The organism is Bacteroidota bacterium (assembly GCA_016713765.1).
GTDB lineage: Bacteria > Bacteroidota > Bacteroidia > AKYH767-A > 2013-40CM-41-45 > Pollutiaquabacter > Pollutiaquabacter aromativorans.
Window position 1 is genome coordinate 516988 of record JADJON010000003.1, and the last position, 22723, is coordinate 539710.

The window sequence follows — 22723 nt, forward strand, 5'->3', positions numbered from 1 at the left end:
AACGCTGTAACGAGCAAAGTTATTGGCGGAGCCCCAGTTAGTTCGTTTTGAAGGAGTTGTTATTACCAACACAGTTTTAAACACGGCAACAAATCCGGGACTCGACCGTTTAAGGCTAAACCCTGGTAATACTTTGCAGTCAAAGGTGTCCCGGTAAATAGAAAAACATGAAAACGATTCGCATCACAGCGATTGTCCTGGCCGTGTTCGCCAGCATTACAGCCTGTAAGAAGGATGAGAAAGAAACGCTCGACTTCGACTATCAGTCGGCGGTTGACAACAGCCTTGCAGAAGGTATTTACTCCGACGTCAATAACATATCCAACCAGGCAGTCGAGAACGGCAATACCGGCCTGGCGACCTATCGCACCGGTGAAGGCAACGGCCTGCTGAGTGTGTGTGCAACAGTAACCGTCACACCCGACAGTGCAGGTAACGGCGGCAGCCTGGTGGTGGATTTCGGAAGTACCAATTGTCTGTGCCGTGATTATCGTTACCGTCGTGGCCGCGTACTGGTCGATTATACCGGACGTTATCGCGATTCCGCCTCCGTCATCACCACGACCTTCCAGGATTATTATGTCGGTACCGATTCAAGCAATATGTACCAGGTCCTGGGCAGCAAGACGGTGACCAACAAAGGCCGAAACGGTTCCGGCAACATCTGGTTTACCGTTGAAGTTGACGGTCAGCTCAGGAACAGCAACAATCAAACGATGGAATGGAACTCGAGTCGGACGCGCACCTGGACGGCGGGGGAATCCACTCCGCTCGACTGGCAGGATGATGAATATCTCATCGGCGGAACTGCCGACGGGATATCGTTCGAAGGTCGTCCCTATACGCTGAACATCACCACCCCTTTGCACATCGATTTCGATTGTCGCTGGATCCGTGCCGGCGTGATCGAACTGACCCCGCAGGGTAAATCGGCCCGTATCCTCGACTATGGCCCGGACAACTGCGATGCGGCCGCGACCGTTACGGTCAACGGCACGACGTTCAACATCACCCTTCGCTGATACTCCAAAAATTTAGCGCGGGCTTGCCAAAACCGGCAGGCCCGCTTTTTTGTTAGCTTTGCCGTGATGTACATTTTGAAAGTGAAAGGCACCGCCAAGATCCCCGATTACGTACAGTTGCGGGACGAAAATTTCACTTTGCTGGCTTACTTCCGGGTGGATCGCCCTGAAAAAGCCTTGTCGAAAGCAGGACTTGGCAACCGGGAAGCGGAGTTGATCGAACTTATCCGGAACATGCCCTACGGCAAGATCCAGAAACTGGACGACTGAAGGCGCATTACACGGAAGCCTGTTAGCAGGTGGGCGTAACCACCGGCCAATCCGGTTAACTTCCTCCTACCTTTGCACCATAAGCACCGTCAGCCATGAGTGTCGTCCGACTTTCCAATGCAGAAATTTTTCAGGGAAACCATCTTGTGCTTTCACGTGTCAACCTGGAGATCGGCAAAGGCGAATTCGTTTACCTGATCGGCAAGACCGGCAGCGGAAAAAGCTCGCTGTTGAAGTTGCTTTACGGTGACCTTTCCCTTACGCAGGGTGAAGGTTCCGTCGCGGGTTTCTCCCTTCCGCAGCTGACCACATCGCAGGTTCCCTACCTCCGCCGCAAACTCGGAATCGTATTTCAGGACTTCCAACTACTCACCGACCGCTCCGTCAATGCCAACCTGTTGTTCGTGTTGCAGGCAACCGGTTGGAGCGACAAGGCGAAGATGCAGAGCAGGATTCAGGATGTCCTGGAAAAAGTCGGGCTTGGCACCAAGGGCTTCAAGATGCCGCACGAACTCAGCGGTGGTGAACAACAGCGGGTGGTGATCGCGCGTGCCATGTTGAACGATCCGGAACTGATCCTGGCCGACGAACCGACCGGTAATCTTGACCCGGAGACCTCGGAAGGGATCATGCGGTTGTTATTCGATATCAGCAGGACCGGCACCGCGGTGATGATGGCAACCCACAATTACCTGCTGATCGAAAAGTTCCCTTCCCGCATCCTCAAGTGCGAACAGGGCATCGTGCTCGACTCCAGCGTGAGCGAGCCTGCTTAACACGTCAATCAATGAAGATCATGCCGGCTAGTTTACCGGCATTTTTACGGTTGGAGAAATCGCGATCCAAGACCGACTTCCGCAATTCCTGTTGGGTAGCCGCGTAGTCCTGTTGCAGTAGGCCGGCTACCGCATTCCGGAAATCGTCCGGATCATCTTTATCACACACAATTGTTCCAGGCCTGTTCCGCTGACCATGGGTGTGTTGACGAGACAATAACGACCGGTAAATAGTGCGGCGAGCAATTTGAGCTTGATGCCCGTCGACTGAAAAGTAGGCAGGACGTTGACCTGGGCCTCCCGGACAAGCCGATAGATCGTAGCCGGATCGGGGTCGGCCACCAGTCGGATGTGCGGCTTATCGCTGATCGTCTTTTTAAGTTCCGCTGAAGGACGGCTTCCGGCGATTACCAATTGGAGACCGGGGTTTGCGAAAACTTCTTCCGCGAGCCATACCGCGGCCCGGTTGTTCTCGCCGATGCTCAGGTTACCATGATACAGCGCGAAGTCGCCACGCCCGGGCAGCGCAGCCACTTCGTCGTGTGGATGAAACGCGGGCACACAGTCGACCCGTGCGTATCGTGTGGACAGTTCCAGTGCATCCGCAGGAGCGATCGCGGCAATTGCATGGGCACGAGCGAGGACCGCTTCGTAGGATTTGAGTTTCTCCGCCTCCGCATTGAAATACCATCGCTTGAACGGGTTGCGTTCGACCAGGGCGAGATGACGGTAGTAGTCGTGTTCGATGTTGTGCATGCGCACGACACGTCTCCTTGGCGCCAGGGCCGGCTCGTTCAGCAGCCAGGTCGTATGCAGGCCTTCGAACAGGATGGGGTATTCGTCTTGTTGCAAATCCGCCAGCAACTGATCGGATTGGCGACTCAGGACGATGTACGGGAATGTATGGAAGAGCAACGTCTTGTTGGTCCGGCGAGGATAGTATCGGACCGACGCACATAGATCATCCAACTCAGCGGCAGGCTGGCGCCCGTAGGTGAACGCGTGCAAGTGAACGCGAACGCCCGCTTGCTGAAGTGCCCGGATCTTATGATAGATATCGATCACACCGCCGTAGTCGGCCGGGTACGGAACATCGAAGGCGATGATGTGCAGGTGACGTTCAGCGGGCATGTTCGATAATATCAAGCAGGCGGGTCTTTTCCTGATCCCAATTCAATTCGTCGGCGGCAAGTTGTGCATTTTCTTTCCAAGTCCTGATCCGTCCGGGATCCGAGAAGGTGTCGCGAATAAACCCTGCCAGAACTTCCGGCCGGAGATCGCTTACAATACCACCGACCCTATACTGTTCCACGATGCGTTGAACTTCCGGAATCGACGTGGCGATGACCGGAATACCAGCCTGGATGTAATCGAAAAGTTTATTCGGCAGGGAGTAGCGGTAATTCAGGTTGGTGTCCTTATCGAGTGATAAGCCGACATCGGCCAGGCGCGTGATTGCACGTAATGTTTCGGGACGCTGACGGGGAAGGAAAATGACCCGGTCAGACAGTCCCTTGCTGCTTACTTCTAACCGTAGTTGTTCGTACACATCACCACCGCCGACGAAGACCAGGAGAAAATCGTCGAGGAACTCCATGGCGCGTATCGCTTCCTCCGCTCCGCGGTCGACATTGATTCCGGTACCCTGGAAAACCAGCACCCGGCGATCCCCGGGCCATTGGAGGTCGGCACGCGTAAGTGCAGGAATTGCCTGAGCAGGGAGACGCAAGGGCACATTCCGGACGACCTTGAAATCGACGCCGTATTCTTTCCTGTAGATCGAAGCGATCGATTCGTTCACCGTATAGGCGTTTCTCAATTTCGGCAAAAGGAATCGTTCGATGCGTTTCCAGATATTCCGGGTACGAGGGCGATGCGTCAATTCCGGTACTTCGCAAAACAGTTCGTGGCTGTCGTACACGACCTTGCTTCCCTTGATGAAAGCTGCAAGCCAGACGGCCGGTAAGGTATCCAGATCATTCGCGAGGAGGATATCGGCCTTCTTCGTCAGTAAAAACAAGAAGAGCCGGAGATTGAACGCCGCATAGAACAGCGGACCTTTTTCCCACCACAGCCGAAAACGTCTGACCGCGTATGGACGCTGATCCAGGGGCAAGCTCGCCTTGCGTTGACGGCCAACCAGCAGCACCGGATACCCTGCTTCGTGCAGTGAAAGCGCCGCGCGATGGACCCGTTGGTCGGTGACCAGATCGCTGATGACAGCACTGATGATCCGGGGTTTTTCCGTCATGGTGTCGCAAAGAACGGCAAGTGGTCCGATATTATTGGCCAATGACAGCAGGATTTCTTGGCCGGCACCGGGTATTCCGGTAGTTTTAATTCGTTCAACTTTGTGTGTTATGAAGCGTCAAAGCTATTCCAATCATCGGCGGTTCGTCTGGTGGTTCCACTACCTGCTCTTAGCCCTCTGCGTTTTGTTCTTTCTCGGAACCTCGGTGTATCTGTATCGGGTCGTTCGTCATGCTGCAGGCGACCTGCTGCTTGCATCGCTGATGAGCCTGTTGAGTGTCGTGCTGCTCTTGTTCTATTATACTTTGCGGAAGTTTCCGCTGGGTGTACAGGACCGTATCATTCGAGCCGAAGAAAACTTCCGGCACTATCAGTTGACCGGACAGCACCTGGATCATCGCCTGCATCTTCGTCAGATCATCGCGCTTCGGTTCGCACCGGATGATGAGTTCGTCAACCTGTGCAAGGAGGCGATCGAACGGGAATTGAGCGAAACGGAAATCAAGAAAAAGATACGCCGCTGGCGGGGTGATTATCACCGGATTTGAGTTGATTAACTCAACCAGTCTAATTTTTGGTCCACAACCCGCTTTTTAGGCAATTTTCAAAGCTTACCTTGGATATTTCCGTGAAACTGCATGACTCTGGTCATTGTTATAGCTGGGTGTATTGAGTAAATTCGGAACCCAATAAATCAGCGAATTCCATGATGCAAAGCATGACTGAACAGGAACGGGAACAGGCATTCCAAAATCGTATCGACCAGGGAGAAATCATCGAACCGAAGGATTGGATGCCCGAGCGATTCAAGAAGCAGTTGATCCGGATGATGAGCCAGCACGCACACTCGGAAGTGGTCGGTATGTTACCGGAAGGCAACTGGGTCACACGTGCTCCCAGTCTGCGGCGCAAGGCTGTACTCCTCGCCAAGATCCAGGACGAAGGTGGCCATGGCTTATACATTTATTGCGGAACGGAAACACTCGGTGTTTCGCGTGAGCAGTTGGTCGATGAACTGCTGAGTGGAAAAGCGAAATATTCCAGCATCTTCAACTACCCGGCTCTTACCTGGGCGGATATGGGATCGATCGGCTGGCTGGTCGACGGCGCGGCCATCGTGAACCAAACCGCCCTGGCCAAGTGTTCTTACGGCCCTTATGCGCGCGCGATGGTGCGTATCTGCAAAGAAGAGAACTTCCACCACAAGCAAGGCTATGAGATCCTGGCTACGCTGATGAAAGGAACACCGGAGCAACGTGCCATGGCCCAGGAATCCGTCAATCGTTGGTGGTGGCCTTCGCTGATGATGTTCGGCCCGAGCGACAAGGATTCGCCCAACAGCGGTGAGCTGATGCGTTGGCGCGTGAAGCGTTATTCGAATGACGATCTGCGACAGCGATTCATCGACCGGACTGTTCCGCAAGCGGAGAACATCGGTCTGACCCTGCCTGATCCCGATCTGAAATGGAACGAAGCCCGTCAGCACTATGACTTCGGCACCATCAACTGGGAAGAATTCTACCAGGTCATCAGCGGACACGGTGTCTGCAACCGCGAGCGTCTGAAAGCGCGGGTGAAGGCCCACGAAGAAGGCCGCTGGGTCCGGGAAGCCGCGAACGCGTATGCCCGCAAGAAATCCGAAAAAGTACTGGCCGCCTGAGCCAGATCGCCTACCAACCACACAACCTGAAATGGAAAAAGATCATTGGCCGGTATGGGAAGTCTTCACCCAGAAAAAGTCCGGTTTGCCTTTTGAGCACGCAGGCAGCCTGCACGCTCCGGATAAAGAGATGGCGCTGATGAACGCCCGCGATGTGTACTCCCGCCGAAACGAAGCGACCTGTATCTGGGTGGTACCGGCGGAATCGATCACGTCGAGTACTCCGACTGATATGGGCCCCTTCTTCGATCCCTCGAACGACAAGGCCTATCGTCACCCGAATTTTTACAAAACACCCGGCGCCAGTTTCGACTGATCGCTGAAAAACCGGTCGCCAGCTAACGGCGGCACTAGTCATGACCAAACAAGAAGCGCTCTTCGAATATTGTCTTCGCATCGGTGATACCGGCGTGGTGCTGGGTCAGCGTCTTGGCGAATGGTGCGGACACGGGCCCGTGCTCGAAGAAGATATCGCGATGACCAACATCGCGCTCGACCTCATCGGCCAGGCACGCGGCTTTCTCACCTACGCCGGCGAAGTGGAAGGCAAAGGACGGTCTGAAGACGATCTCGCCTACATGCGCTCCGACCGCGAGTACCGGAATGTATTGCTGGCCGAGCAACCGAACGGCGATTTTGCCGTCACGATGATGCGTCAGTTCCTGATCAGCGCGTTTTATCATCACTTCTTCCAGGCTCTTACCAAAAGCAAAGACAGCACGCTCGCCGCGCTCGGCGAGAAGAGCCTGAAAGAAGTCACGTATCACCTGCGTCACAGCCGTGACTGGATGCTCCGACTCGGCCAGGGTACCGAAGAAAGTCGGCGGCGCTTGCTTGCCGCGTTGGATGAACTCTGGACCTATACGGGCGATCTGTTCGATATGGATACCGTGGATGAACTCCTGGTGCGCGAAGGCATCGGGGTCGACCTGAAGTCCATTCGTCCGCTCTGGGAACATACCGTTCGGGAAACCTTTACCGAAGCGGAGATTCCTTACCCGGCTGATTCGTTCATGCAGCGCGGTTCGCGCGATGGCCGACATACCGAGCACCTGGGGCATCTCTTGTCCGAACTCCAGATCCTGCATCGTTCGATTCCGAACGCGCAGTGGTGAGTAGCCGGCGAGTCCTTGTTTCCTACTGAGTCAATTTGTTTTCAACGATGGTCACCACCGATCAGGTTTGGCGAATCCTGGAAGAGATTCCGGACCCCGAAATCCCGGTCATCAGCATTGTGGACCTCGGTATCGCACGGGAAGTCAACATCCACGATACCGGTGTGGAAATCTGCATCACCCCTACCTATAGCGGTTGTCCGGCCATGCACGCGATTGAGAACGATATCGTGCGCAAACTGACGGAAGAGGGTATACCGAACGTCCGTGTGCGCATGGTCTATTCTCCCGTCTGGACCACCGACTGGATCACCGATGCTGCCAAAGAGCGCCTCCGGCAATACGGTATAGCGCCTCCGGAGAAAAGCACTACCAACAAAGGCGCCTTGCTGGGCAAAACGCGAGAAGTCGCTTGTCCGCGCTGTGGCGCCAAACAGACCAGCCTGGTGAGCGAATTCGGCTCGACAGCCTGTAAAGCGCTTTACCGCTGCGAAGTCTGCAAAGAACCGTTTGATCATTTCAAGTGTCATTGATCGAATCCGGTCAATGATTCCTACCTTCTCCTCCCCATGACTGAACAACACCCGCTTGTTATCACCGAACTCCGTGGTTCGGTCTTGTGCATCACCTTTAATCGACCCGACAAATTCAACAGCTTCAACCGGCAGTTGGCGCTGGAGCTTCAGGCGGCACTGGACCGTGCGGCGAACGAAGCGAATATCCGCGCCGTTTACATGACGGGGAACGGCAAAGCGTTTTGTGCCGGACAGGACCTATCGGAAGCGATCGCGCCTGACGGACCGGGGATCCAGCGCATTGTCCGCGAGCACTACAATCCGGTGATCCGGATGATCCGGAGCCTGGAGAAGCCGGTGATCTGTGCCGTGAACGGCGTAGCGGCAGGCGCGGGTGCCAACATAGCGTTGGCATGCGATATCGTGATCGCAGGAAAGAGCGCCTCGTTCATTCAGGCGTTCAGCAAGATCGGACTGGTACCGGACAGCGGCGGCACGTTCACCTTACCACGACTGATCGGCTGGCAACGTGCCTCCGCACTGATGATGACGGGCGACAAAGTCGGAGCAGACGACGCCCTGGCGATGGGCATGGTGTACAAAGTATGCGAAGACGAAGCGTTGACAACAACCGCTTTCGGAATCGCCGAGACCTTGTCGCGCATGCCGACGAAAGGAATCGGACTGACGAAGCGGCTGTTGAACCAGTCGTTCGACAACAACCTGGAGCAGCAGTTGGCCGCGGAAGAAACGGAACAAGCGGCAGCCGGAACCACCTACGATTACCAGGAAGGTGTACAGGCATTCCTGGAAAAACGAAAGCCGGAGTTCCGGGGCTCATGACCCGGATCAAGTCATAAAAAAACCCGCTCGATGAGCGGGTTTTTTCATTTCGTAGAACTGAAAATCACTTCAGCTTCGAGGACAGTTCTGCACCGGCCTTGAACTTAGCGACTTTCTTAGCAGCGATCTTGATCGGTTTGCCGGTCTGCGGGTTACGGCCGTTACGGGCAGCACGCTTAGACACGGAGAAGGTACCGAAACCCACGAGGGCAACGCGGTCACCTTTCTTCAGGGTCTTGGTGGTCACAGTCATGAAAGCTTCGAGCGCACGGGATGCGTCGGCCTTCGTAATCTTGGCTTCGCCAGAGATGGCTTCGATCAGTTCAGCTTTGTGCATTGTTGTTGGTTTTAGTGATGACGTAAAAGTAACTTCAACTCAAGCGCTTACGACAGTTATAAACACAAATGTTGATAAATACATTCATTTGTTGAAAACTTAACACGCGAATCCGCCACCAGTGCGGCTTGTCGAAGCAGGAGCGTTTGCAGGTCGCGCCAGCAGTACGATTCAGCGAATACGAAAACGACGTTCACCGAAAAACCGGAATGCGCGTGGTCGTCGGAAACGACTCAGACCGAATTCATCGATGGCGTGTTTGCGGATGTGTGCCAGCGCTTGTCCGGGTTCATCGGTAACGATGAGGTGCTCGAGATCTTTTTGCGCAGCGGTGCCTTCGCGTACCATCTGGTGCAACAGGTCGAGCAGCGGTTTCCAATAGTCCTTGCCCATCAGCACCACCGGGAAGTCGGAAATCTTTCCGGTTTGTATGAGTGTCAGCGTCTCGAAGAATTCGTCCATCGTACCGAAACCGCCAGGCATTACGACGAACGCGTAGGAGTATTTCAGCAACAGCACCTTGCGAACGAAGAAATGATGCAGCGTGACGGTACGGTCGAGGTAGGCGTTGGGCTTTTGTTCTTTCGGCAAATGGATATTGCAGCCTACGCTGAAGCCACCGGCATCCTTGGCACCGCGATTGGCCGCTTCCATGATACCGGGTCCTCCGCCGGTCATGACCGTGAATCCCATCCGGCTAAGCGCATGTCCCATCTCCCGGGCCAGCAGGTAGTGCGGATGGTCTTCCTGAAAGCGGGCTGAGCCGAAGACCGTCACACAAGGCGGCAGGAAATGCAACGCGCGGAAGCCGCGGATGAACTCCCGTACAACGCCCAGGGTGAAACCCAATTCCCGCCAGCGGGAGTGTGGTCCCTGCACGAAGTAACGCTCCGCGTCGCGTCGGTGATTGCCGTTCTTTCCCGGGTGTTGTTTGGCCATAAACGCCTGTTAGAATCATCAAATATCGACTTAGTTCCCGATCCCTGAAACTCCGGGAATGGCCGGACAAATCGTATCTTTGGAACCTATGGAACGCTTCATCGTCTCCGCGCGGAAATACCGTCCTGTCACGTTCGACACCGTGGTAGGGCAACCGCACATTACCCAGACGCTGAAGAACGCGATCCGAAACAATCACCTGGCGCAGGCCTTCCTCTTCACCGGTCCGCGCGGCGTGGGAAAAACCACCACCGCACGCATTCTCGCCAAGACGATCAACTGCAGCAAGCTGAGTCCCGAGCTCGAAGCCTGCAATGCCTGTGATTCGTGTACCGCCTTCAATGAAGGACATTCCCTGAACATTTATGAGTTGGACGCGGCCTCGAACAACTCGGTGGACGATATCCGGGCGCTGGTCGAGCAGGTGCGGTACGCTCCCCAGATGGGGAATTACAAGATCTACATCATCGATGAGGTGCACATGCTCAGCGCCTCGGCTTTCAACGCCTTTTTGAAGACCCTTGAGGAGCCCCCCTCCTACGCGGTTTTCATTCTGGCGACTACGGAAAAGCACAAGATCATCCCCACCATCCTTTCCCGCTGTCAGATCTTCGACTTCAACCGCATCTCCGTGGACGATATCGCCGGTCATCTGAAAGGCATCGCGGAGAAAGAAGGCGTCACGGCCGAGGAGGACGCCTTGCATGTCATCGCACAGAAGGCCGACGGCGCGCTGCGCGACGCTTTGTCGATGTTCGACCAGCTTGTCAGCTTTGCCGGGAACAACCTGACGTACAAAGCCGTGATCGAGAACCTCAACATTCTTGATTACGACTACTACTTCCGGATCACCGATGACGTGTTGGCCGGTCATACCGCGCAGGTACTGTTGGCCTTCGACGAAGTGCTGGCCAACGGTTTTGACGGGCACCACTTCCTCAGCGGACTCGCCAGTCACTTCCGCGACCTCCTGGTATGCAAGGACGAAGCGACGCTTCGTTTGCTGGAAGTCAGTCCGAACGTCCGTGAGAAGTACAAGCTGCAAGCCCGTCGCTGTAGTGCCGAGTGGTTGCTCCAGCAACTGGATAATTGCAATCAGTCGGATCTGCAATACAAGTCCGCGAAGAACCAGCGACTGCTCGTTGAACTGTTATTGCTGAAACTTTGCCTGCAGCATGGTGCTGGCGTTGCCACGCCTGCCGCAGCGTCCCCGAAGGCTGTAGTGGCCGCTCCGGCTCCTGCGGCGACACCTGCAGCCAGTCCCCCTCCTGCAGCCGTGCCTGCAAGTCCGGGCGCGACGACAGTACCCGCAGCGTCTCCGCCCCCTCCGGCAGCCAAGCCGGCGGCTCCTGCTACGGAAGCAGCCGCACCCACGCCACCACCGGCTTCCACGCCGCCGCCTTCACGCACAGGCGGTAGCGGTACCCGACGCACGGTTTCCATCAGTGGTTCGCCCCCTCCGGGTCCTGAAAAAAAAAATGACGTAAGCGATCCCAACGCGCCTGCTGATCCTTCGTTGCCACGCCAGCCGTTCAGTCAGGTACAGTTGGAAAAAGCCTGGATGCAGTATGCCCAAGGGCTCGCGGCCGACCGGCCGGCCATGCATGCAGCGCTGACGAAGCGTAAGCCCGAAGTCAAGGAAGGATCTGTATTGCTTTTCACGGTCGACAGTTCCGCCATCGAGAAAGATTTGCAGGAGTTGAAGATCGATCTGCTCACAGCACTGCGTAAACAGCTATCGAATTACTCCATTCAATTGCATACCGCGATCCAGGTCAATGCCAACCCGACCGAAGTCCCGTATACACCTACTGAGAAGTATCAGAAGCTGGCCAGTAAGAATCCGCTCCTGCACGAATTACGTAAGCGATTGGATCTGGAAACGGAGTATTAAAGCCGGTTTTTTCGATCCGGTTTTGGGATCACGATCAATTGTTTTTCGCATTCCTATCGGGTTATTAACAAGCCTTGCTAAAAGTTCGAAAAACGATTAAAAACAAGGTTTTTGAAACTCGCCAAAAGTCAGTTTTTGCTTAAATTTTCAACTTTTCTGGCACCCATCCGGGTCATCGCTTGGGATGGGTAATTATTTGCATGAATTCCAATTATTTAAAGCATTAAAAGCGGCTTTCATACGAGTCCGAAAATGTTGATTTTAAGATAAAATCCGCTTTGTCATGCTGCATCATTTTCGTATCTTCACCAACCAGGTCAAAATTCCGCTGGATTCTTTTGTCAAAAACAGCGATGGACCTGTATCATCGGGGGGGATTATTTTCCATCAATCATGGGCGACCTGATCAACCAAACTGTGGCTGCAGCTAACGAAAAGAAGAACGGACAAGATTATTCGGCCGAGAGTATCCAGATTCTGGAAGGTCTCGAAGCGGTGCGTAAACGCCCCGCGATGTACATCGGCGATATCGGCGTAAAAGGATTGCATCACCTGGTGTACGAAGTAGTCGACAATTCGATCGACGAAGCGTTGGCGGGTTTTTGCAAGAACATCGAGGTGTTCATTCACCCCGATAATTCCATCTCCGTCATCGACGACGGACGTGGTATCCCGACCGACATCCACCCCAAGGAGAAACGCAGCGCGCTGGAAATCGTGCTCACCGTCCTGCACGCCGGTGGTAAGTTCGACAAGGACAGCTACAAAGTATCCGGTGGTCTGCACGGTGTCGGTGTTTCCTGTGTGAACGCGTTGTCGACGCATTTGAAAGTCGTGGTACATCGCGAAGGCAAGATCTTCGAGCAGGAATATGAACGCGGCAAACCGCTCTATCCGGTTCGTGAAGCCGGAACGGCGGACCGCACGGGAACGACGGTCACTTTTCTTCCTGATAATACCATCTTCAACAGCACGGTTTATCATTACGATACCTTGTGCGCACGGTTGCGGGAACTCGCCTTCCTCAATAAAGGCATCCGGCTCAACATCACGGACGAACGTGAAACCGACGCGGACGGCAATCATCCGACGGAATCCTTCTACTCCGAGGGCGGACTACGGGAATTCGTTTCCTACCTCGACGAGAACCGGGAGCGGCTCATCGCCCAACCGATCTACATGGAAGGCGAACGCGCCGGCATTCCGGTCGAAGTGGCTATGCTATACAACAGCTCGTTCAACGAGAACATCCACAGCTACGTCAACAACATCAACACGCACGAAGGCGGCACGCACCTTTCCGGCTTCCGTCGCGCGCTGACCCGCACCCTCAAGAGCTATGCGGATAAATCCGGTCTTCTGGAAAAAGTCAAGTTCGAGATCTCGGGCGACGATTTCCGGGAGGGTCTGACAGCGATCATTTCGGTGAAGGTCGCCGAGCCTCAGTTCGAAGGACAGACCAAGACCAAACTCGGCAACAGCGAGGTCATGGGCGCGGTCGATCAGGCCGTCTCCGATATGCTGGAATCCTACCTCGAAGAACATCCGCGCGAAGCGAAGATGATCGTCGACAAGGTGATCCTGGCCGCTACTGCCCGACATGCCGCCCGCAAGGCGCGTGAACTTGTGCAACGCAAGAACGCGCTCTCGAGTACGGGCCTCCCCGGCAAACTGGCCGACTGTTCCGAAACCGACGCTTCCGCTTGCGAATTGTACCTCGTCGAGGGCGACTCCGCCGGCGGCACGGCCAAACAGGGCCGCGACCGTCGCTTCCAGGCCATCCTGCCGCTGCGCGGCAAGATCCTGAACGTCGAGAAAGCGATGGAATACAAGATCTACGAAAACGAAGAGATCCGGAACATCTACACCGCGCTCGGCGTCTTCCGCGACGACAGCAAGGAAGGACGTCCGTTGAACATGGACAAGATCCGCTACCACAAGGTGATCATCATGACCGATGCCGATGTGGACGGATCACACATCACCACCCTTATCCTGACCTTCTTCTTCCGGCACCTGAAGGAACTGATCGAAGCCGGCTACCTCTACATTGCTACGCCTCCGCTCTACCTCGTCAAAAAAGGCAAGGATTCTACCTACGCCTGGAATGACGAACAGCGGATCGCCGCCATCAAGCAACTCGCCGGCGAGGGTAAAGAAGAGAACGTAAACGTACAACGCTACAAGGGTCTCGGTGAAATGAACGCCGAGCAGTTGTGGGAGACCACCATGAATCCAAGCACGCGCACCCTGCGCAAAGTGACGATCGAAAGCGCGGCCGAAGCCGACCGCATCTTCTCCATGCTGATGGGCGATGATGTTCCGCCGCGTCGGGATTTCATCGAGAAGAATTCGAAGTATGCGAAGATTGATGCTTGAGGATAGTGAATAGTGAACAGTGAACAGTGAACAGTGAATAGTGAATAGTGAATAGCGAATAGTTATTGGGGATTAGGGTCTATTGATTTTCCAGGAGTTCGATTCGAGAATAAACGCCTAGAGTTGCTTTACAATAGTTACTAATCACTAATCACTAATTACCAATTTCCAGTTACCAACCACATTTCCGCGATAAAAAAAGGCAGCGTTTCGCGCTGCCTTTTTTTATTGGGTGACTTGGTTTTTAGGTTTGTTCCAGTTCGCGGATGGCCAGCCAGGCCATGAGACCCATGCCTGTTTCCAGGGCGCTTTCGTCGATGTCGAAGGTTGGGGTGTGAACGGAGGAAGTAATGCCTTTCGCTTCGTTCCGGACGCCGAGGCGATAGAAACAAGCCTTGGCTTGCTGGGAATAAAACGCGAAGTCTTCCGCGGCCATCCAGATCTCGAGATCTTCCACATTCTCCTTGCCGACATACTCCTCGGCCCAACGGCGACTGCGATCCGTCAGGTCTTCGTCGTTGACGAGGAAGGGGTACCCGCGACGGATCTCGAACTCACAACGGCCTCCCATGCTTTCGGCGATTTGTTCGGCCATGTGTTTCATACGCCGGTGAGCTTCGTCGCGCCATTCCTCGTTGAGGGTACGGAACGTTCCTTCCAGGCAGACCTTGTCCGGGATGACATTGGTAGCACCGTTGGCGATGACTTTCCCGAACGAAAGCACAGTGGGAAGTGAAGGCTTGGCAAAGCGGCTGACGATCTGCTGCAAGGCAACCAGGATCTGCGCGGTAATCATCACCGGATCGATGTTCAGGTGGGGCATTGCCCCATGTCCGCCTTTGCCGTGTACGGTAACATACAATTCATCCGTGCTGGCCATGTAGAGACCTTTCCGGAAACCGACTTTGCCGGCCGGGATCTGCGGCATCACGTGCTGACCAATGACCGAAGCGGGTTTCGGATTCTCCAAAACGCCCTCCTTGATCATGAGTGACGCGCCGCCGGGTAATTTTTCTTCTCCCGGCTGGAAGATGAGCTTCACGGTGCCTTCAAAGCGGTCGCGCAGTTCATGCAGGATGCGTGCCACACCGAGCAGTGAAGCAGTATGCACGTCGTGACCACAGGCGTGCATCACCCCTTCGTTCTTCGACTTGTAGTCAACCGCATTCGCCTCCACGATCGGCAAAGCATCCAGATCGGCTCGAAGGGCGACCGTACGCTTGTCGGCGTTCTTGCCCTTTAAAAGCGCGACCACGCCGGTGTTGGCCATGCGCTTAAAATCGGTGATGCCGAACTCCGTCAGACGTGTTTCCACAAACCGCTGCGTCTCGAATTCGTGAAAGGACAACTCCGGATGTTGGTGCAGATGGCGGCGGCATGCGATGATGTCTCCGTGGTACTTGCGGGCGAGGTTGCGGATCGGTTCGAGCAGGGACATGAAGGGAGGGACGAGAGACGTGAATCGAGGGACGAGGCGCTGTCAGAAATCGAGTCCGAGAGAGAAATAGAAGCGGCGAGGCTGGACCACCTGGTCTTCGACCCCCCAGGCCCAGTCGGCGCGGATGAAATAACCGAGCAGGCGGCTGCGCAGGCCGAAGCCGAAGCCACCGACGATCGGTTCACGCTGGCTGATGAGTGTGATCACGAACGGTTGACTAACCAGTGTGCGGTTGTTGAGCGCGTTGGTAGAGTCGTAGGGCGAAGCGCCATTCCAGGCGGTACCAATATCCCCGAAACCGACAACCTGGAAGTTGCGGATGAAATCCGACTTGATCGGACGGTTGAGCAGGTAACGGAAAATCGGCACGCGCACTTCGCTGTTGATCACGACGAATGAATTTCCATTCCGGATATTCTGCTGGAATCCCCGCATGTTCGTAGCCAACGCCTGGTAATAGTAGTTCTGGGAAAAGTCGATTGGCGTATCGTAATTGAAGCGCGGGGTGATCCAGTTATCCGTTCCCCCGAGGAAATGAATCAGACGCTCCTCACCGAATGATGTTCCTCCGGCGACTCGGTTGGCCCAGATGATCTCCCGGTGGAGCTTTTGATAGTGGCGCACATCACCTCCCAGCACGAACATGCCCGTTATCGAGGTATCCACCTGCCGCCAGTACTCCCCGAAGAACTTCAGTCGGGTACCGTTGTACAGGTTGAGGCCGGTCGGTAACGTATTGTCGAAGACGTACTCCAGTTTCCCGGTAGCCCAATTGAGCGACTGGCTCGGGTAGATGAGTGAGAAGTAATCGGTGGCAAGGACGGTAAAGCGGTCGTTCCGGTACGCGAGCGAACCGCGTATGCTGGCTACCTCGCTGAAAGGCCATTTAAGACTTACCCGTGCTTCGTGGGTATGAAGCTTACCGCCGAATTGAGAATACAGGATCGCACCTCTGTAGAACGTGTATTGCTTGTCGAGGCGCTTTTTCAGGTTCTCGTAGCTCATGTAATACTCGTTGCTGTTGAGATCGCCACTCAGGCGGAAGCCGCCGGTGATGCGGTAATCTTCCAACAGGTCGCGGATACCGAGTTTGAAGAAACCGTTGAGTCCGGGATTAAAGAAGATCTCTCCCCCACCCGTAAAGATCTGATACGTCTGGTTCAACAGGGTATTGTCGAGCTGGCTGACGAAGTAGCTCGATGAAAATGCCGGGTCGTAGTTGCGCTGCTTGGGTAGCGAGAGCAGCGTGGAGTCGGCCCGTGCTCCCGAAGGAGTCGGCGCGGGCAGGAACTGGACGGCTTCGCCGTTGACCGGCACGGCGGCTGTGTCGCGGTTCGCGTCCTGTCGGTGCTCTTCCTGCAGCTGGTCCTTCTTACGCTCCTTGCGTTTTTTCGGAAAATCGCTCTGGAAGACGTAGTTGTTGATGTCGACCTTGTTCGTGTCGGCCGGCGCGGCGGGTTCGGCGCCGGGGGGTGTCGTGCCGGGTTCGGCGGCGACGACCGCTTGCACGGGTTGGGGACGTTTGCGGGCCTCTTCGGCGCGGAAGAGCACCGGGCTGAGCTGGGTGCGCGCCGAGGTCGCCTGCGGCTTGCGCTTCACGAGCAGGCGGTACTTGCCTCCGTAGTACACGATCTCGCTCACCCGATTCTGGCTGTAGTTGATGTCCTGGGTGAGGATGCCGCGGCGCTGGTCGGTCTGGGCGAAGTTGTCGACGATCATCCGGTAGTGCTCCACGGTATCGACGTAGGCGATGGCGCTGTCGAGGTGCGCGGTGTACCGGTTCACGATGCCGTTCTCGTCGCTGAGGTACGCGATGTTGGTCGAGTCGTACTGCATGGGCATCGTCTCGTCCGCGTAGGGCGTGCTGGTCAGCCGCCGCAGCACGGAAGAGCGGCCGGCGTAGTCGTAGTAGAAGATATCGAGGTTGTAGTCGGCCGGCAGGATGTTGGGCGCCGGCACGCCGAGGGTGTCGTTGTTGCGGTTCGAGGCGAAGACGATGGCGCCCGACCGGTTGATGAAGCGCGGGTGCAGGTCGTCCCAGAGGTCCTTGGTGACCTGGAAGTAGGTGCGCGTACGCAGGTTGTACACGAAGATGTCGCTCTGCCCCTTCTGCACGCCCGAGATCACGAGCGACTGACCGTCGTCGGAATACGCGAAGTCGAGGACCTTTTCGAAGTTGAACAGTTTGCCTTCCTCGTACTTGCCGGTCTCGAGGGTGAAGGTGCCGTACCAGAGGAAACCTTTGCGTTCGCGGATGATGCCGATGAGTTGTCCGGTCGGATGCCAGGCCACCACCGGGTACGAGAGGTCGGTCTCCTGGGAGTACGAGCGGTAGCCGCCGCGCAGGATGCGACGGGTGCGGTGTTTCTGGTCGTCGTACAGCATCACCTTGTAGCGGCCGATGTCGTTCATCACGTACACGGAGTAGCGGCCGTCGGCGCTGGTGTGGAGCTGGTTGTAGAGACGGCGGGGTTTGGTGCGTTTGAGGACGAGGGTGCCGTCGATGGAATCGCGGCCGGCGTCGGAGCGGGCGTACAGGTTCATCATGGCCTGCCGCCAGTTGTCGGTGAGCGTGCGCATGCTCAAGCCCAGGACGTAGTTGAACCCGCTCTCGACGTTACGGTTGATCCGCGTCATATACAGCAGGTTGGAAACGGAGGACTCGCTGTACGTATCGATGATGTATTTCCAGACGGAATGACCGGCGTATAGCGCGTCGGTGCCCGTCAGGTGATTGAACTTCCTGTACCGGCCGGAGATGATCCCGTCGCGTACGCGGTTGTCGATTTCCGCATCCCAGGAACGAGCTACGTAGGAGATCAGTCCGTTCAGGTACCAGTCGGGCAGGGTGAGCAGCGCCGAGTTCTGGATACGGTCTTTCACGTCGCCGCCGTACATGATCTGGTCGGTCAACACCCGGGCGATGCCGGCCCGGATCTGCCGGTGAAATTCCTCGTGGTTGCCGGTGAAGTACAGGAACACCTTGTTGCCCACGATCCGGGTGACGCCGCCGATGTTGTTGTTGGCGGTCTCTTCGGTCTCCAGGCCGATGTTGGTCTGCTTGGCCTCGCTGAGCTTGTTGTAGATGATGAACTGGATGCGGCCGTCGAGCTTGTAGTCGAACAGCTTCTCGATCTCTTCGAGGTCCTTGTCGGCCGTGCGGCCGGTGAAGGCGGCCAGTTCGAGACCGCCGAGGTAGTAGTAGGTGTCGAAGTTCTTGAACTTCATGAACGTCCAGAACCGGTCGTCGTACTGGACGCGGTTCTTTCCGAACTCCATTTCGTAGCCGTTGTAGAACTGGGCCGAGGCTTGCCGCGCAAACAGGAGGAACAGGAAGACCCGGAGGGCAAGGGAGAGCCGAAACGGTGGTACCGAACGCATGGAAAAACAGGCGGGAAACCTTTTCGCTAAGGTAACTATTTTTGTGGCTGCCACCGGCCGACGCAAGGCCGTTTTGCCCATTCCGGCCGCCCCATGTCAGCTGAACGTAAAACCTCCCGCATCCATTGCCTGCCCTTCAATCCGTTCCAGGAAAACACCTACGTGGTCGCCGCCCCGAACGGGGAGTGTGTCATCATCGACCCGGGTTGTTACGAGGCCCGGGAGGAACAGGCGCTGGAGCGGCTCATCGAGCGGGAGGGCTTAAAACCGGTGCGCTTGCTGAACACGCACGCGCACCTGGACCACATCCTGGGCAACGCCTTCGTGACGGAGCGCTGGAACCTGAAGCCGGAGTTGCACCGTGCCGACCACGACCTGCTCCGGGCGGCGCCGGTCTACAGCGAAGCCTGGGGCATCCGCCTCACGCCCTCGCCCGAGCCGGGGGCTTTCCTGGAGGAAGGCGACTGGATCCGGTTCGGAGGCGTGGAGTTCCGGGTGCTGTTCACGCCCGGGCATTGTCCGGGCCACGTGGTGTTCTACAACGAGGCTGAAGGCTACGTGATCGGCGGCGACGTACTCTTCCAGCGCAGCATCGGCCGCACTGACCTGCCGGGGGGCGATCACGCGCAATTGCTGAGCAGCATCCGGGAAAAGCTCTTCACCCTGCCCGACGCGACGGTGGTCTGGCCAGGGCACGGACCGGAGACGACGGTTGGGGAGGAACGGGTGGAGAATCCGTTTTTGTGAGTGTCCGTTGCGGTTTGGCTTTGGTAGGTCGTGCTGGGGTTTTTGTGCTTCGTAGGTTTTAGTAGCACGGAGTATCACGGAGGGTTCACAGAGGGGCACGGAGTGGGGCTTCGTTGATGCGTGCGGTGATGACTCGTTAGTGTATAACCCTAATCACCTGTTTTGATGTTCCCATGACTACAAACTTTGAGCTTACGAATTCACCGTGTCGGGAGCAACCTTGCTTTAGCCTTTGGGAATACTATAACCTGGACCGCCTTACCGCTTTTCGGTGCCGGTGTTGGGCGCCTAGTAGACGGAAAAAAAGTTTACTGACCATATATGTCAGGATTAAATAGCTCTTTGCTTGCAATATAGCTAACCAATAAACAATTGTTACGATCGTATATACATTTGTTATTCTGCAAAAGGTAATTATCTAACCCTCATAGCCTGTCCATAAAATAGTTATAGCCAGGGCACTCTTTCTCCATCAAGTCATTATAAATGAATTCTAGTAAATCCTCAGTATTTTCAAAAGTTCCCTCAATCTGTATCTCGCCTGATTCCCATAGTTTGGCAAGCTCCCCGTTGATTGATGACTTTATAAGTGATTCAGGTAATTTCATTATACCAATAAGCCTTTGGATTGATATCTGATCGCCGGTCAATATAGCCCCTTCAACTACAGCTCTCTCTATCAAAGTATTATCTATATTCAGTTTATACTCAAATACATATAGCCTTAACTTTTCAACTATTTCAGTTAGCTTGCCGAAGCTAATGGAATCTTTAAATAAGTTGAGCTCAGATGAAACGTCATGTGTAGTTTTGTAGTAAATCTGCTTTTCCTTATTTGAACCAATGAAATGTTCAATGTTAACTTGACAATCTTCGTTAAAGAGAGATGTCAACTTCGACCATGATAAAGGTTCAAAGTAACATGAATATGCGTTTTTTGAACTTTTGTACCAATATTTCATCACTTCATATATATTAACCGGGCTCCGTGCAACAATGGCTTCATTGTCCGCCCTCCGGACACAACGATAACTTGTTTGATAGGAAATCTTGCCTGTCCTTCCTGTCAACTTCCCCAATCTTCGTCCATTTAAAATTAGTGGTTTAGCCGCAGATCCGCAAAATCGGATCGAAGCGATTGAATCTAAAAACTAACTTTAAAGGAAAAACCATGAAAAAAAGCGAGATTTACTGAATCGCCGTTTGTTGCCATCATGAATCAGCACAAAGGCGGTGTCCGTGTTGCTGACATCTGCCGGGAATTCGGCATTAGTGTGTAAACTTTCCTTAACTGGATAGCCAAATACGGGGAAATGACTATGAGTGAGGTGAACAACCAGAAGGATTTGGAAGAAGAGAACTTCCGGTAAATGAAGATATATGCGAAGTTAAGCCTGGCCTACAATGCCCTGAAGGATGTAATGGAAAAAAGGTTCCAGGCCTGAAGTAAAGCCGGAACTAGTAGTCGAGTTGATTAACGCTGACGGATTTTCAAAGCGACAAGCCTGTGCAACAATTCGTTTATCCCGCTCCACATACAGATACAGACGACGTCCGGATAAGAACAGTCGGATCATTGGTGGGTTGGGGAAACATGTCGAAAAGTAACGCGGCATTGGATTCTGGAGTAGTTGTCATAACTTCCGCAGAAACCACTACTTGAATCATAAGAGAATCTATAATACATATACAACCAAGGGACTAAGCATACGGAGAAATGCTAAAAAGTGGCTTCCAGCATGCACTAAGCAAGCGCTCTTTCAACCCGAATCTCCAAACCGGTTTTGGTCTATAGATTTTATCAGCGATAGTCCTTGGGATGGAAATACATTCTGGTTGCTAAACAATCTCGATGATTACAACCGCAAGATGTTGAGGATCGAAGCCAACACTTCACTGCCTGCCTTACGTGTCATTCGAACTTTGTAATCGTTGATCCGCGTAAAAGGGAGTGTCTGAAATGATCCACTTGCATAATGGGCCGGGTTTTATCTCCAATCAACTGGACGCATGGTGTAAAGATCATAAGATTGAGCAGACAATTAATCAACATGGGAAGCCGATGCAAAACGGTTTTATAAAACGTTCGAATGACTCTATCCGAATGAAACTCCTGAATACCTATGTGTTCCGAATGCTGAATGAAGTACGTATTATGCGATAGAAAGGCGTGTGTACAACAACAATCACCGGCCCTAGAAAGCCTTGCCCGAAAGACCAATTAATAAATGCTCTTTAACTTAATACAGCTGGTTTAAATTGAACCGAAAAACGGAGAATCCGACAGATTGAAGCAGGTGAGTAATACGGGTGACAAAAGTTGTGTGAGCTATGATGTTTATACAAGTCAAAATGGTTGATGAATCACTAAAACCTGACTTTCTTTATTTCACTAAACTTAGCAGCACTTGTATCTTATTGTGATATTATGTCTCAATTTGCTGTTAATCTATCCACCGCTGCTGTGCGATAGCGTGGGATTGCGAGCGCAAGGATGTTGGAATTAAAAGCTGAGATTTACCCATTTGCATTCATCTATCCGCAGGATAATAGCCATAGAAATAAACTTTTGGAAAATGTATTTTATCACTATTGGTTATATTTTTTGCCATAGTCATACATAAAACAAAATATCGCTTTAACTCCTTTGTATCAATCTTAGGATGTCCTTGATAACAATATGCTATATAATGAATTTCTTTGTAAGGGACATGCGGGTGATAAATAAACGCAAGTCGCGAAAAGAACTTTTTAGCAACTTGGTCTGCACGGTTCGCATCAAATTCAATAATAATAATCCTTTTCTCCTTTTTATCCAGTCTAATCAGGTCAAATTGAGGGTTTATTTCATTTAAATCATCGTGTGCTATTTTGATTATTTCCTTTGCATATTTCCAGCTTAGCCGCACAAACCATTTATTATAAATAAATTCCCTTCTTTTACCTTTTATAGGAATATTTGCATTTAATTTTCTACTGAAATGATTCTCAATAATTAATCCTTGCTTTCGATTGTTTCTCCAATTATATTCCTTCGGACTATTTAACAGGATTCTGTGCAATGCACCAGGAGGTTGAAATTGTTGTCCTTTCGAAGATTGAGGCTTATACAACTGCGGCTTCATTTTGCTCCCATTCATAATTACCAATGCTAAAA

General features: G+C 53.7%; 22 protein-coding genes. 13 read left to right on the forward strand and 9 right to left on the reverse strand.

Annotated features, from left to right (window positions below):
* The first annotated feature begins 167 nt into the window (after positions 1-167).
* The 3 genes from IPJ96_13015 (at position 168) to IPJ96_13025 (ending at position 2068) form a co-directional block, all read left to right on the forward strand.
* Positions 168-1022, forward strand: a complete 855-nt coding sequence (locus tag IPJ96_13015) for a hypothetical protein (protein ID MBK7911249.1) — start codon at positions 168-170, stop codon at positions 1020-1022.
* A 66-nt stretch (positions 1023-1088) separates the two neighbouring features.
* Complete coding sequence (locus tag IPJ96_13020) at positions 1089-1292, forward strand: fructose-6-phosphate aldolase (GenBank protein ID MBK7911250.1); 204 nt, start codon at positions 1089-1091, stop codon at positions 1290-1292.
* A 95-nt stretch (positions 1293-1387) separates the two neighbouring features.
* Positions 1388-2068: an ATP-binding cassette domain-containing protein gene (locus IPJ96_13025; protein MBK7911251.1), complete on the forward strand. Its 681-nt coding sequence runs from the start codon at positions 1388-1390 to the stop codon at positions 2066-2068.
* A 4-nt stretch (positions 2069-2072) separates the two neighbouring features.
* Here the strand turns inward: IPJ96_13025 and IPJ96_13030 are convergent, their stop codons facing one another.
* Genes IPJ96_13030 through IPJ96_13040 form a run of 3 tightly spaced genes read right to left on the reverse strand, consistent with a single transcriptional unit; the run spans position 2073 to position 4319 of the window.
* Positions 2073-2237 (reverse strand): hypothetical protein, encoded by a 165-nt coding sequence (locus IPJ96_13030; GenBank protein ID MBK7911252.1) that lies wholly within the window; start codon positions 2235-2237, stop codon positions 2073-2075.
* Positions 2195-3199, reverse strand: a complete 1005-nt coding sequence (locus IPJ96_13035) for a hypothetical protein (protein ID MBK7911253.1) — start codon at positions 3197-3199, stop codon at positions 2195-2197. The genes IPJ96_13030 and IPJ96_13035 overlap by 43 nt, the downstream gene beginning before the upstream one ends.
* Complete coding sequence (locus tag IPJ96_13040) at positions 3189-4319, reverse strand: glycosyltransferase (protein ID MBK7911254.1); 1131 nt, start codon at positions 4317-4319, stop codon at positions 3189-3191. Before IPJ96_13040 ends, IPJ96_13035 begins: the two co-directional genes overlap by 11 nt.
* Positions 4320-4428: 109 nt before the next feature.
* Between IPJ96_13040 and IPJ96_13045 the strand changes: the two genes are divergently transcribed.
* From IPJ96_13045 to IPJ96_13070, 6 genes are all read left to right on the forward strand, one after another.
* Positions 4429-4866, forward strand: a complete 438-nt coding sequence (locus tag IPJ96_13045) for a hypothetical protein (protein ID MBK7911255.1) — start codon at positions 4429-4431, stop codon at positions 4864-4866.
* A gap of 158 nt (positions 4867-5024) precedes the next feature.
* Positions 5025-5978 carry a 1,2-phenylacetyl-CoA epoxidase subunit A gene (paaA, locus tag IPJ96_13050; protein MBK7911256.1) on the forward strand — a complete coding sequence of 318 codons (954 nt, stop codon included), beginning with the start codon at positions 5025-5027 and terminating at the stop codon, positions 5976-5978.
* A 31-nt stretch (positions 5979-6009) separates the two neighbouring features.
* Positions 6010-6294, forward strand: a complete 285-nt coding sequence (paaB, locus tag IPJ96_13055) for a 1,2-phenylacetyl-CoA epoxidase subunit B (GenBank protein MBK7911257.1) — start codon at positions 6010-6012, stop codon at positions 6292-6294.
* 40 nt (positions 6295-6334) lie between these two features.
* The gene (paaC, locus tag IPJ96_13060; protein ID MBK7911258.1) at positions 6335-7093 is read left to right on the forward strand and encodes a phenylacetate-CoA oxygenase subunit PaaC; all 759 of its coding nucleotides are present in this window, start codon (positions 6335-6337) and stop codon (positions 7091-7093) included.
* Positions 7094-7140: 47 nt separating this feature from the next.
* Positions 7141-7626: a phenylacetate-CoA oxygenase subunit PaaJ gene (paaJ, locus tag IPJ96_13065; GenBank protein MBK7911259.1), complete on the forward strand. Its 486-nt coding sequence runs from the start codon at positions 7141-7143 to the stop codon at positions 7624-7626.
* 36 nt (positions 7627-7662) lie between these two features.
* Positions 7663-8451: an enoyl-CoA hydratase/isomerase family protein gene (locus IPJ96_13070; protein MBK7911260.1), complete on the forward strand. Its 789-nt coding sequence runs from the start codon at positions 7663-7665 to the stop codon at positions 8449-8451.
* Between the two features lie 64 nt (positions 8452-8515).
* Here IPJ96_13070 and IPJ96_13075 read toward each other — a convergent pair whose 3' ends face one another.
* Together IPJ96_13075 and IPJ96_13080 are read right to left on the reverse strand one after the other, a co-directional pair.
* Positions 8516-8788 carry an HU family DNA-binding protein gene (locus IPJ96_13075; GenBank protein MBK7911261.1) on the reverse strand — a complete coding sequence of 91 codons (273 nt, stop codon included), beginning with the start codon at positions 8786-8788 and terminating at the stop codon, positions 8516-8518.
* A gap of 171 nt (positions 8789-8959) precedes the next feature.
* Positions 8960-9727 (reverse strand): TIGR00730 family Rossman fold protein, encoded by a 768-nt coding sequence (locus IPJ96_13080; protein ID MBK7911262.1) that lies wholly within the window; start codon positions 9725-9727, stop codon positions 8960-8962.
* A gap of 88 nt (positions 9728-9815) precedes the next feature.
* On the opposite strand from IPJ96_13080, the gene IPJ96_13085 reads away from it, so the two are divergent.
* Both IPJ96_13085 and gyrB read left to right on the forward strand, forming a co-directional pair.
* Positions 9816-11621, forward strand: coding sequence for a DNA polymerase III subunit gamma/tau (locus IPJ96_13085; protein MBK7911263.1), 1806 nt, complete (start codon positions 9816-9818; stop codon positions 11619-11621).
* Positions 11622-12014: 393 nt separating this feature from the next.
* The gene (gene gyrB, locus IPJ96_13090; GenBank protein MBK7911264.1) at positions 12015-14000 is read left to right on the forward strand and encodes a DNA topoisomerase (ATP-hydrolyzing) subunit B; all 1986 of its coding nucleotides are present in this window, start codon (positions 12015-12017) and stop codon (positions 13998-14000) included.
* Between the two features lie 244 nt (positions 14001-14244).
* Here gyrB and IPJ96_13095 read toward each other — a convergent pair whose 3' ends face one another.
* Together IPJ96_13095 and IPJ96_13100 are read right to left on the reverse strand one after the other, a co-directional pair.
* A complete protein-coding gene (locus tag IPJ96_13095) occupies positions 14245-15438 on the reverse strand; it encodes an amidohydrolase (GenBank protein MBK7911265.1) in 1194 nt (397 codons plus the stop codon).
* A 42-nt stretch (positions 15439-15480) separates the two neighbouring features.
* Positions 15481-18819, reverse strand: a complete 3339-nt coding sequence (locus IPJ96_13100) for a hypothetical protein (protein MBK7911266.1) — start codon at positions 18817-18819, stop codon at positions 15481-15483.
* 93 nt (positions 18820-18912) lie between these two features.
* Between IPJ96_13100 and IPJ96_13105 the strand changes: the two genes are divergently transcribed.
* A complete protein-coding gene (locus IPJ96_13105; GenBank protein ID MBK7911267.1) occupies positions 18913-19566 on the forward strand; it encodes an MBL fold metallo-hydrolase in 654 nt (217 codons plus the stop codon).
* A 425-nt stretch (positions 19567-19991) separates the two neighbouring features.
* Here IPJ96_13105 and IPJ96_13110 read toward each other — a convergent pair whose 3' ends face one another.
* Entirely contained in the window at positions 19992-20459 is a 468-nt protein-coding gene (locus IPJ96_13110; GenBank protein MBK7911268.1) for a hypothetical protein, read from the reverse strand.
* A gap of 1058 nt (positions 20460-21517) precedes the next feature.
* Between IPJ96_13110 and IPJ96_13115 the strand changes: the two genes are divergently transcribed.
* A complete protein-coding gene (locus tag IPJ96_13115) occupies positions 21518-21730 on the forward strand; it encodes a transposase (GenBank protein ID MBK7911269.1) in 213 nt (70 codons plus the stop codon).
* A gap of 367 nt (positions 21731-22097) precedes the next feature.
* Here IPJ96_13115 and IPJ96_13120 read toward each other — a convergent pair whose 3' ends face one another.
* Complete coding sequence (locus IPJ96_13120) at positions 22098-22691, reverse strand: hypothetical protein (protein ID MBK7911270.1); 594 nt, start codon at positions 22689-22691, stop codon at positions 22098-22100.
* Positions 22692-22723 lie beyond the last annotated feature (32 nt).